At 69.9% G+C, this 15007-nt stretch carries 13 protein-coding genes and 1 pseudogene; 5 read left to right on the top strand and 9 right to left on the bottom strand.

Going from position 1 to position 15007, the window contains the following annotated elements:
* Positions 1 to 4: 4 nt before the first annotated feature.
* The 4 genes from ruvX to OG972_RS33485 are packed head-to-tail and all read right to left on the bottom strand — an operon-like array spanning position 5 to position 3966.
* The gene (gene ruvX, locus OG972_RS33500; protein ID WP_064744960.1) at positions 5 to 490 is read right to left on the bottom strand and encodes a Holliday junction resolvase RuvX; all 486 of its coding nucleotides are present in this window, start codon (positions 488 to 490) and stop codon (positions 5 to 7) included.
* The gene (alaS, locus tag OG972_RS33495) at positions 487 to 3156 is read right to left on the bottom strand and encodes an alanine--tRNA ligase (RefSeq protein ID WP_266987938.1); all 2670 of its coding nucleotides are present in this window, start codon (positions 3154 to 3156) and stop codon (positions 487 to 489) included. Before alaS ends, ruvX begins: the two co-directional genes overlap by 4 nt.
* A complete protein-coding gene (locus OG972_RS33490) occupies positions 3156 to 3509 on the bottom strand; it encodes a DUF6167 family protein (protein ID WP_266987936.1) in 354 nt (117 codons plus the stop codon). Before OG972_RS33490 ends, alaS begins: the two co-directional genes overlap by 1 nt.
* A 7-nt stretch (positions 3510 to 3516) precedes the next feature.
* Positions 3517 to 3966, bottom strand: a complete 450-nt coding sequence (locus OG972_RS33485) for a DUF948 domain-containing protein (RefSeq protein WP_037695363.1) — start codon at positions 3964 to 3966, stop codon at positions 3517 to 3519.
* Positions 3967 to 4130: 164 nt separating this feature from the next.
* On the opposite strand from OG972_RS33485, the gene OG972_RS33480 reads away from it, so the two are divergent.
* Positions 4131 to 6338 (top strand): AAA family ATPase, encoded by a 2208-nt coding sequence (locus OG972_RS33480; protein WP_266987934.1) that lies wholly within the window; start codon positions 4131 to 4133, stop codon positions 6336 to 6338.
* Between the two features lie 17 nt (positions 6339 to 6355).
* Here OG972_RS33480 and rpsD read toward each other — a convergent pair whose 3' ends face one another.
* Complete coding sequence (gene rpsD, locus OG972_RS33475) at positions 6356 to 6970, bottom strand: 30S ribosomal protein S4 (protein ID WP_266987932.1); 615 nt, start codon at positions 6968 to 6970, stop codon at positions 6356 to 6358.
* Positions 6971 to 7158: 188 nt separating this feature from the next.
* On the opposite strand from rpsD, the gene OG972_RS33470 reads away from it, so the two are divergent.
* On the top strand, positions 7159 to 7860 hold the full coding sequence (locus OG972_RS33470) for a DUF2470 domain-containing protein (protein ID WP_266987930.1): 702 nt from the start codon (positions 7159 to 7161) through the stop codon (positions 7858 to 7860).
* A 9-nt stretch (positions 7861 to 7869) separates the two neighbouring features.
* On the opposite strand, the gene OG972_RS33465 is transcribed toward OG972_RS33470, so the two are convergent.
* Together OG972_RS33465 and OG972_RS33460 are read right to left on the bottom strand one after the other, a co-directional pair.
* A complete protein-coding gene (locus OG972_RS33465; RefSeq protein WP_266987928.1) occupies positions 7870 to 9246 on the bottom strand; it encodes a replication-associated recombination protein A in 1377 nt (458 codons plus the stop codon).
* Positions 9247 to 9313: 67 nt separating this feature from the next.
* On the bottom strand, positions 9314 to 9949 hold the full coding sequence (locus tag OG972_RS33460) for a vitamin K epoxide reductase family protein (protein WP_266987926.1): 636 nt from the start codon (positions 9947 to 9949) through the stop codon (positions 9314 to 9316).
* A 135-nt stretch (positions 9950 to 10084) separates the two neighbouring features.
* Here OG972_RS33460 and OG972_RS33455 point away from each other — a divergent pair.
* A pseudogene (locus OG972_RS33455) lies at positions 10085 to 10607 on the top strand (ATP-binding cassette domain-containing protein); the annotation flags it as partial.
* 54 nt (positions 10608 to 10661) lie between these two features.
* Here OG972_RS33455 and hisS read toward each other — a convergent pair.
* Both hisS and OG972_RS33445 read right to left on the bottom strand, forming a co-directional pair.
* On the bottom strand, positions 10662 to 11924 hold the full coding sequence (gene hisS, locus OG972_RS33450) for a histidine--tRNA ligase (protein ID WP_266987924.1): 1263 nt from the start codon (positions 11922 to 11924) through the stop codon (positions 10662 to 10664).
* 13 nt (positions 11925 to 11937) lie between these two features.
* Positions 11938 to 12624 carry an MBL fold metallo-hydrolase gene (locus OG972_RS33445; RefSeq protein ID WP_266987922.1) on the bottom strand — a complete coding sequence of 229 codons (687 nt, stop codon included), beginning with the start codon at positions 12622 to 12624 and terminating at the stop codon, positions 11938 to 11940.
* Between the two features lie 158 nt (positions 12625 to 12782).
* Here OG972_RS33445 and OG972_RS33440 point away from each other — a divergent pair, with 158 nt between their 5' ends.
* Both OG972_RS33440 and OG972_RS33435 read left to right on the top strand, forming a co-directional pair.
* A complete protein-coding gene (locus OG972_RS33440; RefSeq protein WP_266987920.1) occupies positions 12783 to 13571 on the top strand; it encodes a peptidylprolyl isomerase in 789 nt (262 codons plus the stop codon).
* Between the two features lie 202 nt (positions 13572 to 13773).
* The gene (locus OG972_RS33435) at positions 13774 to 15003 is read left to right on the top strand and encodes a DUF349 domain-containing protein (RefSeq protein ID WP_266987918.1); all 1230 of its coding nucleotides are present in this window, start codon (positions 13774 to 13776) and stop codon (positions 15001 to 15003) included.
* Positions 15004 to 15007: the final 4 nt, after the last annotated feature.

The following is a 15007-nucleotide window of genomic DNA, read 5'->3' as shown; positions in this document are numbered from 1 at the left end:
GCGATCAGACAACCACTTCGACGCCCTCGCCCGGAGCTTTACCCGACGCCCGCTCCGACTCCAGAGCGTTCTGGAGGATCACCACAGCGGCAGCCTGGTCGATGACAGACCGGCCCTTCTTGGACTTCACACCCGAGGCGCGCAGTCCTTGACTCGCCGTCACTGTGGTCATCCTCTCGTCCACCAACCGCACCGGAATGGGTGCGACCGAGCGGGCGACCTCCTGGGCGAAGAGCCGGACCTTGGCCGCTGCGGGCCCTTCACCGCCGCCCAGAGACCTCGGCAGGCCGATGATGATCTCGATCGGCTCGTACTCCTCGACGATCTGCCCCAGCCGCCGGTGGGCGGCCGGGACGTCACGTCCCGGCACGGTCTCCACCGGCGTGGCAAGGATCCCGTCGGGGTCGCACGAGGCGACCCCGATCCGGGCGTCCCCGACGTCGATCGCGAGACGACGTCCGCGGCGCATCTGCGTCACTCCCGCCGTCACGCCGTCTCGGCGACGAGGCGTTCGACCGCGGCGATGGCCTCGCCGATGGCGGCCGGGTTCTGGCCGCCGCCCTGGGCGACGTCCGGCTTGCCGCCGCCTCCGCCGCCAAGGGTCTTGGCGGCCGTGCGGACCAGCTCGCCGGCCTTGAGTCCGCGCTCGCGGGCGGCCTCGTTGGTGGCGATGACGGTCAGCGGGCGGCCATTGGCCGTGGTGAACAGGGCCACGACGGCAGCACGGCCGCCCTGGATGCGCCCGCGGACGTCGAGGACCAGCTTGCGCAGGTCGTCGGCCGAGGTGCCGTCCGGCACCTGACCGGTGACGACGGCGACACCGCGGACGTCCTTGGCGGACTCGACGAGCCCGGCGGCGGCCTGCAGGACCTTCTCCGCGCGGAACTTCTCGATCTCCTTCTCGGCGTCCTTCAGCTTGCCGAGCATGGCGGAGACCTTCTCCGGGAGCTCCTCGGGGCGGCCCTTGACCAGCTCCTGGAGCTGGGCGACGACCGTGTGCTCCTTGGCGAGGAAGTTGTACGCGTCGACACCCACGAGGGCCTCGATACGGCGCACACCGGAACCGATGGACGATTCGCCGAGCAGCTTCACCAGGCCCAGCTGGGCTGTGTTGTGGACGTGCGTACCGCCGCACAGCTCCTTCGAGAAGTCGCCGATGGTGACGACTCGGACCCGCTCGCCGTACTTCTCACCGAACTCGGCGATGGCGCCCTGCTTCTTGGCCTCGTCGATGGACATCACCTCGGCCTGGACGTCGAGCTCCCGGGAGAGGACCTCGTTGATCTTCTGCTCGACGTCGGTGAGGACCGTGCCGGGGACGGCGGCGGGCGAACCGAAGTCGAAGCGGAAGCGGCCCGGGGAGTTCTCCGAACCGGCCTGGGCGGCCGTCGGGCCCAGCGCGTCGCGCAGCGCCTGGTGCGTGAGGTGCGTGGCGCTGTGGGCGCGGGCGATGGCGCGGCGACGGGTGTTGTCGATGGCGGCGTAGGCGGAGGCGCCGACCGTGACCTCGCCGACCTGGACCGTCCCCTTGTGGACGGAGACGCCCGGGACGGGCTGCTGGACGTCGCGCACCTGGATGACGGCACCGGTGTCGAGCCGGATCCGGCCCTGGTCGGCGAGCTGGCCACCGCCCTCGGCATAGAACGGGGTGCGGTCGAGGACGACCTCGACGTCGTCGCCCTCCGTGGCGGCGGGCGAGGGAACACCGTCGACCAGGAGGCCGACGATGGTCGACTCGCCCTCGGTGGAGGTGTACCCGGTGAACTCGGTGGTGCCGGAGTGGTCGGCCACCTCGCGGTAGGCGGACAGGTCGGCGTGGCCGGTCTTCTTGGCCTTGGCGTCGGCCTTGGCCCGGTCCCGCTGTTCCTTCATCAGGCGGCGGAAGCCGTCCTCGTCCACGGCGAGGCCCTGCTCGGCGGCCATCTCCAGGGTGAGGTCGATCGGGAAGCCCCAGGTGTCGTGGAGCAGGAAGGCCTTGTCGCCGGCGAGCACCTTGCCGCCGGCGGCCTTGGTCTCGGTGACGGCGGTGTCGAGGATGTTGGTGCCGCCCTTGAGGGCCTTCAGGAAGGCGGCCTCTTCGGCGAGGGCGACGGTCTCGATGCGCTTGCGGTCGGTGATCAGCTCCGGGTACTGCTGCCCCATCGACGCGATGACCGTGTCGACGAGCTCGGCGACGACCGGGCCGGTCGCGCCGAGGAGGCGCATGTTGCGGACGGCGCGGCGCATGATGCGGCGCAGCACGTAGCCGCGGCCCTCGTTGCCGGGGGTGACGCCGTCGCCGATGAGCATGACGGACGTACGCATGTGGTCGGTGACGACCCGGAGGGAGACGTCCGAGGTGTGGTTGTCGCCGTAGCGCACCCCGGTCAGCTCGGTGGCCTTCTCGATGACGGCCATCGAGGTGTCGATCTCGTACAGGTTCTGCACGTCCTGCAGGATCATCGCGAGGCGTTCGAGGCCGAGGCCGGTGTCGATGTTCTTGGACGGCAGGTCGCCGAGGATCGGGAAGTCCTCCTTGCCGTCGCCCGCGCCCCGCTCGTACTGCATGAAGACCAGGTTCCAGATCTCCACGTACCGCTCGTCGTTGACGGCCGGGCCGCCCTCGACGCCGAACTCGGGGCCGCGGTCGTAGTTGATCTCGGAGCAGGGGCCGCACGGGCCGGGGACGCCCATGGACCAGAAGTTGTCCTTCTTGCCCAGGCGCTGGATGCGCTCGGCCGGGACGCCGATCTTGTCGCGCCAGATCTGCTCGGCCTCGTCGTCGTCGAGATAGACCGTGATCCACAGCCGCTCGGGGTCGAGACCGAAGCCACCGTCCGCCACGGAGCTGGTGAGAGCCTCCCAGGCGTAGCTGATGGCTCCTTCCTTGAAGTAGTCGCCGAAGGAGAAGTTGCCGCACATCTGGAAGAAGGTGCCGTGCCGGGTGGTCTTGCCGACCTCTTCGATGTCCGGCGTACGCACACACTTCTGCACGCTGGTGACGCGCGGGGCAGGCGGCTTGACCTCGCCGAGGAAGTACGGCTTGAAGGGGACCATGCCCGCGGGGACCAGCAGCAGAGTCGGGTCGTCCGCGATGAGCGACGCCGAAGGCACGACGGTGTGCCCGCGCTCCTCGAAGAAGCTCAGCCAGCGGCGACGAATTTCAGCCGACTCCATCAGTGGTCCTCATTCCGGTTGTACGAGTTGTAGGGGAGCTTGCGGTAGGCGGTGGCGTCGGCGGCCCGGGCGGGCTCGGCCGCCTCGACCGCGAAGTGACGCTGCAGGGGGAGTTCGGGGTCGACCGGCGCCTCGAGGCCCAGCGCCTCGCCCAGTTCGGCCTCGCGCCGGACCATGCCGTCGCGGACGTCGAGGGCGAAGTCCTTGAGCTTGTGACCGCTCTCGATCGCCTTGTCGGCGGCGCGCGCCGCGAGGCTCTCGGGGGTCAGCTGCTTGAGCTTCCGGTTGACCTTGGTGGTGGCCCAGACGCCGGCGGCTGCGCCGGCGGTGAACCAGAACGTACGGCGGAACATCGCTGCGTCAGTCCTTCGATCCGCGGGAGCTTCTGCCGCCCTGCTTCTTGGCCCGCGCGGACGGCACCGTGCGGCCGACGATCACCGTGCGTCGGGATGCCCGGCGGGCCGGCTCGGCTTCCGGAGCGGTCCGGCGGCCGATGGCCTGCCGTACTCCGTAACCGAAGGCGGCGACCTTGACCAGCGGTCCGCCGAAGGTCGATGCGACAGTCGTGGAGAGCGCCGAGGCGTTGGAGGTGACCTCCTGGACATCCGTCGCGATCGCGTCGACCTTGTCGAGCTGCGTCTGCGCGGAGCGCACGGTCGCGGACGCGTCGGCGAGCAGCGGAACGGCCTGCTCGGTCACGTCCGCCACGAGTTTGGTGGTCGCCCTGAGCGTCTGGGCCAGCCTCACCAGGACGACAGCGAGGAACGAGACCAGGATCGCCCAGAAGACGGCCACCAGGATCCCGGCCACCTCTCCACCGGACACAGTGCACCGCTCTCTGGCTTGTCGAATCGTCGTCTCCCGACCCTATCGCGCCGGGGGCCACGCCCCCTACCGCATTACTGGTGGGCAGGGCGGTAGTTGCACAAAGGAGATTGTACGGAGAGCTTTCGCGCCAGTACTCTGCGTGTTTCATGCGACGCTCTCGGCGCCCCTCTCCCGCCCCCGACGATCCGGGCCCGGGCACCGCGGCGCGCGGCAATCTTCCGGCGGAACTGAACAGTTTCGTGGGACGCGAGGCGGAGCTGGCCGATCTCGGCAGGCTGCTGCGGGAGTCGAGGCTGGTCACCGTGGTCGGGGTCGGCGGCGTGGGAAAGACGCGTTGTGCCACCAGGGTTGCCGCCCTACTGGAGAAACGGTACTGCGACGGGGTCTGGCTGGTGGAGCTGTCCACCGTCCACGATCCGGAGCTGCTGGAACATGCGGTGGTCGACGCGCTGGGACTCACCGATCACACCAGTCGGTCGCCCCGCACGACACTCCTCGAACATCTCGCCGAACGCCAACTCCTCCTGGTGTTCGACGGTTTCGAGCATCTCGTCGACACCTGTGCCGTACTCGTACAGGAGTTGCTGCGCCGGGCGCCGCGGTTGCGGGTGCTGGCCACCGGGCGGCTGCCTCTGGAGCTGGACGGGGAGATCGGCTATCCGCTCGCGCCGATGGGCGACAAGGACGCGATGGAGCTGTTCGCCGACCGGGCGGCCGCGGTGCAGCCGAACTTCCGGCTGACCGAGGACACCCGCGGATCGGCGCGCGAGCTGTGCCGTCGGCTGGACGGGATCCCGCTCGCGCTGGAACTGGCCGCCGGACGGCTGCGCGCCCTGTCCGCGGAGCAGGTGCTGCAACGGCTGGACGACCGCTTCCGGCTGCTGACCGGCGGCAGCCGCAGCGCGCCGGCCCGCCACCACACGCTCCGTACAGCCATCGGCTGGAGCCATGAACTGTGCGCGCCGGAGCAACGGCTGCTGTGGGCGCGGCTGTCCGTCTTCGCCGGGCAGTTCGATCTGGAAGCCGTCGAATACATCTGCAGCGGCCCCGACCTGCCGGCCGAGTCGGTGCTGGACGTGCTCACGGCGCTCCTGGCGCAGTCCGTCGTCCTGCGTGAGGACTCGGCGGCGGGCACCCGCTACCGGATGCTGGACACGGTGCGCGAGTACGGCGCCGAGTGGCTGGCCGCGACCGGCGAAACGGACCGGTTACGGCGTCGCCACCGGAACTGGTTCCTGGGGCTGGCCACCTGGTGCGAGCTCGACTGGTTCAGCCCGCGTCAGGGCGAGGTGGCGGCCCGGGCCGAGAGCGAACTGCCCAATCTGCGCCGGGCGATGGAGTACTCGTTGGAGAGCCCGAACGAGATCCATCTCGCACAGTACCTGGCAGGCACGCTCTGGTTCCTCTGGGTCGGCTGCGGGCGCCTCTCGGAGGGGCGGCACTGGCTGGCCCACGTACTGGAGGAGGAGACGCCGTACGACGCCTCGCGACTCAAGGCGCTGTGGGTGCTCGGGTACGTGGCGGTGCTGCAGGGCGACCCGGTCGGCGCGATCTCCGCACTGCAGGAGTGCAGGGAGGAGGCGGACCGGACCGGTGACGCGACGGCTCTGGCGTACGCGGTGCACCGCACGGGCTGTCTGGCCCTCGTCACGGACGACATGGTCCGCGCGGAGGAGCTGCTGCAGGACGCGCTGGACCGCTACCGGGAACTCGGCGAGCTGAACAGCAATGTGCTGATGGCGCAGGTCGAGCTGGCGATGGCGGTCGGGTTCCGCGGGGATCTGGAGGCCGCTGCTGCGATCTGCGAGGAGGTAAGGGAGGTCTGCGAGGACCGCGGTGAGCGGTGGGCCCTCTCGTACGCGCTCTACGTGCTGGCCTATGCGGCGCTGCAGCGGGGCCGGCCGGACCGCGCCCGGGAGCTGCTCAGGGAGTCCCTGGCGATCGGTCACGCCTTCCATGACCTGCTGGCTTCCGTACTCGCCATGGAGCTGCTGGCCCTGGTCACTGCGGTCGAGGGGGACGCGGCGGAGGCGGCGGTGCTGCAGGGGGCCGCCGAGCGGATCTGGCTGTCGGTGGGGCTGCCGCTGTTCGGTTCGGCGCACTACGGGAGACCCCGGGCCCGGTGCGAGGAGCTGGCGCGGCAGGAGCTCGGCGACGCGCCGTACGAGTCGGGGCGGCGGGCGGGCGGCCGACTGGATCCGGACACGGCGGTGGCGAGGGCGCTGGCGGGCCGGGCCCTGGACCGGCCCGGCCCGGAGGGGCAGCGGCCGGGACCCGTGCCCGCACCGGACGGCAGAACGCGGAAGCCCGCCGCCTCCCCGACATCGGGAAGGGGCGGGCCTGAGCGCTGGTGAGAGCGGCTACGCCTGGATCAGCGGGCGTAGTACTCGACGACGAGCTGCTCGTCGCAGATCACCGGGATCTCCTTGCGGTTCGGGTCCCGGTCCAGGCGGAAGGCCAGGGCCTTCAGGTTCACCTGCAGGTAGCGCGGGGTCTCGCCGTCGAGGGCGTAACCACCCTCGCGGGCCACCTGGAAGGGGTGCTTGTCGCGGCTGCGCTCGCGGACCATCACGATGTTGTCGGGACGGACGCGGAACGACGGCTTGTCGACCTTGCGGCCGTCGACCTCGATGTGGCCGTGCACGACCATCTGACGGGCCTGGTAGATCGTGCGGGCGATGCCCGAACGCAGGACCAGCGCGTCGAGACGGCGCTCGAGCTCGACGACGAGCGCCTCGCCCGTCTTGCCCTCGGCCTTCTTGGCGCGGTCGTACGCGCGCGCCATCTGGCGCTCGCTGATGTCGTACTGGGCGCGCAGACGCTGCTTCTCGAGCAGACGGACCTTGTAGTCCGAGTTCTGCTTGCGGCCACGGCCGTGCTCGCCCGGCGGGTAGGGGCGGGCCTCGAAGTACTTGACGGCCTTCGGCGTCAGGGCAATGCCGAGCGCACGGGACTTCTTGACCTTGGGACGCGACTGGTTAGGCACGTTCTCCAGACCTCCGTTGTGGGTTAGGTTAGGCTCACCTTACTCAAGGAGATCGCATGTCTCGCCCTGGGAACACCACACACGTCACGGACAGCACTGACAGCGTCGACGCCACCGAGGGCTTCGATACGACGGAGGACCGATCAGATCGTGGTCAGCCGCGTCCCAGCGGGCTTGAAAACACTCGGATGCCGTCAGCAGCCGAACGCACACGAACTCTCGTACAGAGTACCTGTTCGGCGGTACTGCTCATCCCCGGGTTGACCACTGCGGGCTTCGACCAGCTGATTCCACTGGACCGGAGCGTGGGCCCCGAAGGGGACCTGTTCCTCGAATTCCCTGCCGATTCCCCGGCCGTACGGGCCGCGACACAGGCCCAGGACGACGAGTTGACCGCTGTGCTGGAGATCACGGACGTCGCGCCGGTATCGGTGCCGCACCGCATCCGCGGCCGCGGCCGGATCAAGGGCTGGCTCACGCCCGTACCCGGGATGGCCGGGCCGGGCCGGATGATGCTGCGGCTGGAGACGGGTGAGGCATTCGTCGACGATCTGTGGGGCGCGCAGGGCGTCGAGCCGGAGGAGTTCCGTGACGCCACCGCCGACCCGCTCGTCGCCCACGAGGCGGAGCTGCTGCAGCATCTGCACGCGGCGCACCGCGAACAGCTGAACATGCTGTGCGGGCTGCTGGGCGAGCGGACGGAAGGACGCTGCGCGACGCACACGCCCGCCGTCGTCCCGGTCGCACTCGACCGCTTCGGGCTGCGGGTGCGGTTCCGCGAGGCGGACGGGCGGTGCTTCGACGCCCGCTTCGACTTCCCCGAACCGGTGCGCGACATGGTCGGGCTGCACCGGGCCATGCACACGTTGTTCGAGGCGGCGGCCCCCTGAGCGTGCGCCTCAGAGCCTGTCGGCCGCGCCGTCGGAGCCGCCGCGGCCGAGCCGCTCGCGGACCCGGTCCACCACGTCCGCGTACCGCGCCTCCGCGCCGTACCGCGTGGGCCGGTAGTAGTGCCTGTCGCGGACGGCATCGGGGGCGTACTGCTGGGCGGCGATCCCGCCGGGGACGTCATGCGGATAGACGTAGCCCTGTGCGTGCCCCAGTGCGGCGGCGCCCTTGTAGTGGCCGTCGCGCAGATGGGCCGGAACCGGACCGGCCAGCCCCTTCCGTACGTCCTCCTGGGCCGCGAAGATCGCGAGCGTCGCTGCGTTGGACTTGGGGGCGAGCGCCAGCGCGATAGTGGCATGGCTGAGGGTGAGCGCCGCCTCCGGAAAACCGATCATGGCCACGGCCTGGGCGGCAGCGACCGCTGTGGGAAGGGCCGTCGGGTCGGCGAGGCCGATGTCCTCGCTGGCGGAGATCATCAGCCGCCGGGCGATGAAGCGGGGGTCCTCCCCCGCCTCGATCATCCGGGCCAGATAGTGCAGCGCGGCATCCACGTCGGAGCCACGGATCGACTTGATGAGGGCGCTCGCCACGTCGTAGTGCTGGTCGCCGTCCCGGTCGTACTTCACCGCTGCCCGGTCGACGGTCGCCTCGACGGTCTGGAGAGTGATCTCCTTCTCCTGCATGGCGAGCGCCGCGCCGGCCGCTGCCTCCAGCGCCGTCAGCGCGCGCCGCGCGTCTCCCCCGGCGATCCGCAGCAGATGCGCCTCCGCGTCCTCGGGCAGGGTGACCGCGCCGCCGAGTCCGCGCTCGTCGGTCAGGGCGCGGTGCATGAGAGCGCGCAGGTCCTCGTCCGTGAGCGATTCGAGGGTGAGGAGCAGCGAGCGTGACAGCAGCGGCGAGATGATCGAGAAGTACGGGTTCTCGGTCGTCGCGGCGATGAGCGTCACCCAGCGGTTCTCCACGGCTGGCAGCAAGGAGTCCTGTTGGGCCTTGGAGAAGCGGTGGATCTCGTCGAGAAAGAGGACGGTCTCCTTGCCGTAGCCGCCGGTGGCCCGGCGGGCGCCCTCGATGACGGCCCGCACCTCCTTGACGCCCGCGGTGATCGCGGAGAGCTCGACGAAACGCTTGTTGGTGGCCTTGCTGACCACGTAAGCCAAGGTCGTCTTGCCGATGCCGGGCGGCCCCCAGAGGATCACCGACGACGGGCCGGCGGGTCCGCCGCTCCCCTCGCCGACAAGGCGGCGCAGCGGCGAGCCCGGCTTCAGCAGATGCTGCTGGCCGACGACCTCATCGAGCGTGCGGGGACGCATCCGGACAGCGAGTGGGCTGCTGGACGGGTCCTTCTCCTGGCGGTCTTCGGCGGCTGCGGTAAAGAGGTCGGGCTCCACGACGTAAAAGCCTATGTCACGGCACTGACAACGCCGCCGGGCCGGTCCCCGCCCGGGACCTGCCGGTTCAGCTGGTCCAGAAGTCCCACCAGCGGGTCAGGATCAGCATGCCGATGATGCCGACCCAGAGGACCGGCGGAACCCAGTGGAACTCCGTCAGTCCGTTGCGCAGCCAGTTCGGCGCGGGAAGGATCTGGTTCTTGATGTTGTGCGTGGTGACGTAGCAGAACATGAAGATCGTGGCGACCCACGCCAGGCAGCACCACAGGCAGAGCGAGTTGATGTTGTAGAGCGACTGGTACTGCAGCCAGGTGCAGAAGCCGACTCCGAACAGGGTGCCCGCGTTGAGTCCGAGCCAGTACCAGCTGCGGAACCGGGCCCCGGCGAGCAGCGCCATGCCGATCCCGATGACCACCGAGTACGTGGCGAGTCCGAGCATCGGATTCGGGAACCCGAAGACGGACGCCTGCTCGCTCTTCATGATGTTGCCGCACGAGACCACGGGGTTGAGGCTGCAGCCCGGGGTGAAGGAGGGATCCTCGAGCAGCTTGAACTTGTCGATCGTGATGACCCAGGCGGCGAGGAGCCCGGCAGCGCCTGTGATCACCAGCAGCAGTGCGAACGCGCGACTGCCGCCGATGGTCCTCTTCCTGCCGTCCTCGTCCTGGTCGGAGGAGGGATGGTCAACCGCTGCAGTCGTCATATCGCCGTTCCGTCAGTGAGTGGCCTGCTGGGCATGGTCATTGTGCCGCACCACCACTCGGGTCAACCGTTCGGTGGACATAAACATGTGCACATGGCGGCACGGGACCAAGGGTTCCGCGAGCCGCTCCGCGCCATGACCGAAGTCACTGAGGACGTGCACGGCCTGCGCAAGCGCTCCGGCGTAGTGACCGCGCCGGACGGGCTCGACCTGGGGATCCGTCCCGGCGAGGAGCGGGCGCCCCCGGTCGAACGGGGCCGGGGGGGAGCACTGCGGTGGAGATCCTCCAGGGGCATCGCAGCCGTGACGCGGGAACGGTCTCGGCGCTCGGCGCGCCCCCGCGTCCGCCGACCGTCGTCGGCGTTCCCGGGCCGAAGTCGTCCGGCAGGATGAATCGGCACCCGCCGCATTGACGGTACGGGAGACAGTGGCGCACTTCGTCCGCTCCTGCCCGCGGCCGCGCGACACCACGGACGTCATCGCGATGGTGGGTCCGGAGCAGTACGCGGACACCCGGATCACAGCGTTCTCCTGCGGTCGGCGGCGCCGCCTCGACGTGGCACCCGGTGTGACCGGTTCCCCCGAACTCGTGGTGGTCGACGAGCCCACCACCGGTTTCGATCCGCCGGCCCGCCGACGGTTCCGGGAGCTGATCCGGCACCAACGCACTGTGCCCGCCCGGCGGACCGGGCGGGCACAGGGAAAGCGTGGATCAGGCCAGCTTCTGCTGGATCTCGGCGACCAGCACGTCCACCGCGACCGGCTGCTGCTCGCCCGACTCCATGTCCTTGAGCTGAACCACGCCGTCGGCGAGATCGCGCTCACCGGCGACGACGGTCAGGCGCGCACCGGACCGGTTGGCGCTCTTCATCGCCCCCTTGAGACCGCGGCTGCCGAACGCGAAGTCGGCGGCCACGCCCAGCTTGCGAAGCTCCGTCACCTTGGCGAACAGCACCCTGCGGGCCTCCTCACCGAGCGGCACCGCGAAGACGCTGGTGGACGCGGGCAGTTCGAGCTCGATGCCCTCCGCCTCCAGTGCGAGCACCGTGCGGTCCACCCCGAGCGCCCAGCCGACCGACGGGAGCGCCGGGCCGCCGATCATCTCGGACAGACCGTCGTAGCGGCCGCCGCCGCCCACCGCGGACTGCGAGCCGAGTCCGTCGTGGACGAACTCGAAGGTGGTGCGGGTGTAGTAGTCGAGGCCACGGACGAGCTTCTCGTCGTCCTCGTACGCGACACCGGCGGCGGTCAGCAGGTCGCGGACCTCCTCGTGGTACGCCTTGCACGCGTCGCACAGGTAGTCGCGCAGCACCGGGGCGCCGACCAGCTGCTTCTGCACCTCGGGGCGCTTGTCGTCGAGGACCCGCAGCGGGTTGAGTTCGATGCGACGGCGGGTATCGTCGTCCAGCTCGAGCTCGCGCAGGAAGCCCTGAAGGGCGTCCCGGTAGACGGGGCGACATTCCTTGTCGCCCAGCGAGTTCAGCAGGATCCGGAAGTTCTGCAGGCCCAGGGAGCGGTAGGCCTGGTCGGCCAGGATGATCAGTTCGGCGTCCAGTGCCGGGTCCTCCGCACCGATCGCCTCGGCGCCGACCTGCGAAAAGTGCCTGTAGCGGCCCTTCTGCGGGCGCTCGTAGCGGTAGTACGAGCCGGAGTACCAGAGCTTGACCGGCAGGTTGCCGAGCTTGTGGAGGTTGGCCTCCAGCGCGGCGCGCAGCACGGACGCGGTGCCCTCGGGGCGCAGCGCGAGCTCGGAGCCGCCCTTGGTGGTGAGGGTATACATCTCCTTGGACACGATGTCGGTGGACTCACCGACACCGCGCGAGAAGAGCGCGACGTCCTCGAAGCCGGGCGTCTCGATGTAGCCGTAGCCGGAGTTCTTCAGGGGTGCGGAGATCGCCTCGCGCACCGCGAGGTACTTCGCGGAGTCGGGCGGGGTCAGGTCGTACGTGCCCTTGGGGGCTTTGAACGTGCTCACAGTCTGTCTCTCGTCACATTCCTCGTCGGGGCGCGTCCATACCGTGCAGATACGGGTTCGTTGCGCGCTCGCGGCCGATGGTCGTCTGGGGGCCGTGGCCGGACAGCACCACGGTCGAGTCGTCGAGCGGCAGGCACACACGGGCCAGCGACTCGAGCAGCTCGGCGTGGTCGCCGCCGGGCAGGTCGGTGCGTCCGACGGAGCCGGCGAAGAGCAGGTCGCCCGAGAAGAGCACCTGCGGAACATCCGCGGCCTCGGGCATCCTGAACGTCACCGACCCCTTGGTATGGCCGGGCGCATGCGCGACACCGAACTCCAGACCGGCCAGCTTCAGGAGGGCGCCGTCGCTCAGCTCCTTGACGTCGTCCGGCTCCCCCACCGTCAGCTCGCCCATGAGCGGCATCCCGATGGAACGGCCGAGGGCCTTCTCCGGGTCGCTCATCATGTACCGGTCCTGGGGGTGGATCCAGGCAGGGACGTCATGCGCGCCGCACACCGGGACGACGGAGGCGACATGGTCGATGTGGCCATGGGTGAGCACGACGGCGACGGGCTTCAGCCGATGCTTCTTCAGCGTCTCCTCGACTCCTTGCGTGGCCTGGTGGCCCGGGTCGATGATCACGCACTCCTCGCCTGCGGCGGGGGCGACCAGGTAGCAATTGGTCCCCCAGGCCCCGGCGGGGAACCCGGCAATGAGCACGATCGTCCTTAATGGTCGTCCGACGGAGGGCTGCGGTGACCGCGACCGAGGAGGTCGCGGCAGTTCAGAGCCTACCGGCGCTCCTCATTCCACAGCTAACCCATATACGGTACGGGGCAACCCAGGCCCGATCAGACGACGTACAAGGAGATCACCCGGTGGTCAGCAGCGATCAGCGGCGGCGGCAGCTCGCCAGGGAGAAGTTCGAGCGGCAGCAGCAGCGCCGGGAGGAGGCCCGCCGGAGGACGAGGCGACTCACTGCCGTCATCTCATCGGCGCTGGCCGTGGTGGCGGTCGTCGGGGTTGCCGCGTACGTCTCCGTCGGCGGCGACGACAAGGACAAGAAGAGCGACGCGGCCGCGAGCGCGAGCCCGTCCGCGTCGCCCTCGGCGAGCGAGAGCAGTGCGCCCGAGCCTGCGATGAAGATCGACAAGAAGGCGAAGTACACGTTCTCGCTGAAGACGAGTCAGGGCGACATCGCGTTCACGATGGACGCGGCGAAGACCCCGCACACGACGAACTCGTTCAAGTCCCTCGCCGACAAGGGCTTCTTCGACGGTACGAAGTGTCACCGGCTGACCACGCAGGGCATCTTCGTCCTGCAGTGCGGTGACCCGAAGGGCGACGGCACGGGCGGCCCCGGCTACACGATCCCGGACGAGAACCTGACCGCGCTGGGCAAGGCCGGCAAGGACGGCACGGTGACGTTCCCGGCGGGCACGGTGGCGATGGCCAACACCGGACAGGCACACACCGGCGGCAGCCAGTTCTTCCTGGTGTACAAGGACAGCAAGCTGCCTCCGACCTACACGCCGTTCGGCACGATGGACGCCGCCTCGCTGAAGGCCGTGCAGAAGGTCGGGACCGCAGGTGTCACGGGCGGTGCTGCCGACGGTGCTCCGAAGAAGGCCGTCACCATCTCCAAGGCGGCCGTCGACAAGGTCTGATCCGACGCCGAGGGCCCGACCGGCGGTGCCGGCCCGGCCCTCGGCGTGCGGGCCGAAGAATTTCGGCCGCGCTGAGTGCGGACAGCCGGGCGGCCGGTCGCCTAGATTGGCGTTGTGCAGGGCGGGCGCGGCCCGCCCCAGGAAACTGTGGACGATGCCAGGGGGGTGAACCCTCTCACAGGCATCAGGTGGAGGAGGCGCTGTGAGCAGCGACCCGTGGGGCCGTGTCGACGAGACGGGCACCGTGTACGTGCGTACAGCCGATGGCGAGCAGGTTGTCGGATCGTGGCAGGCCGGTTCTCCCGAGGAGGCTCTGGCTTACTTCGAGCGCAAGTACGAGGGCATCGTGGTCGAGATCGGCCTCCTCGAACGGCGGGTGAAGACCACCGACCTGTCGGCGAAGGACGCGACGACCGCCATCGAGCATCTGCGTCAGCAGGTCGACGAGCATCACGCCGTCGGCGACCTCGACGCGCTCCGGAGGCGGCTCGACGCGCTGGTCGCGACGGTCGACTCCCGTCGCGAGGAGCGCAAGGCCCAGAAGGCGAAGCAGACCGACGAGGCGAAGCACGCCAAGGAGGCGCTGGTCGCCGAGGCCGAGGAGCTGGCGCAGAGCGAGCAGTGGCGCTCCGCGGGCGAGCGGCTGCGGGCACTCGTCGACACGTGGAAGGGCCTGCCGCGGCTCGACCGCAAGTCGGACGACGAGCTGTGGCACCGCTTCTCGCACGCGCGCTCGGCGTTCTCCAAGCGCCGCAAGGCGCACTTCGCGTCGCTGGACGCCCAGCGCGAGGAGGCCCGCAAGGCCAAGGAGAAGCTGGTCGTCGAGGCCGAGGCCCTCTCCGGTTCCACGGACTGGGGAACGACGGCCGCGCGTTACCGCGATCTGATGACGGAGTGGAAGGCGGCGGGCCGCGCCCAGCGCGAGGCCGAAGACGATCTGTGGAACCGTTTCCGCGGTGCGCAGGACGTCTTCTTCGCCGCCCGTGGCGAGGTCTTCGCCGAGCGGGACGCGGAGCAGGGCGAGAACCTCAAGCTGAAGGAGGAGCTCGCGGTCGAGGCCGAAAAGCTGGTGCCGGTGAAGGACCTGAAGGCGGCCAGGGCCGCGTTCCGTGCCCTCAACGAGCGCTGGGAGGCCATCGGCCACGTGCCGCGCGACGCGCGTCCGAAGGTCGAGGGGCGGATGCAGGCGGTGGAGCGGGCGCTCCAGGAGGCCGAGGAGTCGGAGTGGCGCCGGACGAACCCGGAGGCGCGTGCGCGCGCCGCGGGTCTGACCGGGCAGCTTCAGGCGGCCGTCGACAAGCTGCGTTCGCAGATCGACACGGCGCGCGCCGCGGGCAACAACGCCCGCGCCGACAAGCTGGCCCGTGAGCTGGAGGGCCGTCAGGCCCTGCTGGACCAGGCGCTGAAGGGCCTGGAGGAGTTCGGCGGCTGACAGC

It is taken from the genome of Streptomyces sp. NBC_01669 (assembly GCF_026339735.1).
GTDB lineage: Bacteria > Actinomycetota > Actinomycetes > Streptomycetales > Streptomycetaceae > Streptomyces > Streptomyces yanii.
The sequence above is the reverse complement of the archived record's forward strand: the minus strand, read 5'-3'. Positions and strand labels throughout refer to the sequence as shown.

Bases quoted from the DNA above. Each gene is read 5' to 3' on its own strand.
- OG972_RS33490 (WP_266987936.1), bottom strand. From the start codon at position 3,509: ATGTTCCGCCGTACGTTCTGGTTCACCGCCGGCGCAGCCGCCGGCGTC.
- OG972_RS33470 (WP_266987930.1), top strand. From the start codon at position 7,159: ATGCCGTCAGCAGCCGAACGCACACGAACTCTCGTACAGAGTACCTGT.
- alaS (WP_266987938.1), bottom strand. From the start codon at position 3,156: ATGGAGTCGGCTGAAATTCGTCGCCGCTGGCTGAGCTTCTTCGAGGAG.
- OG972_RS33480 (WP_266987934.1), top strand. From the start codon at position 4,131: ATGCGACGCTCTCGGCGCCCCTCTCCCGCCCCCGACGATCCGGGCCCG.
- OG972_RS33460 (WP_266987926.1), bottom strand. From the start codon at position 9,949: ATGACGACTGCAGCGGTTGACCATCCCTCCTCCGACCAGGACGAGGAC.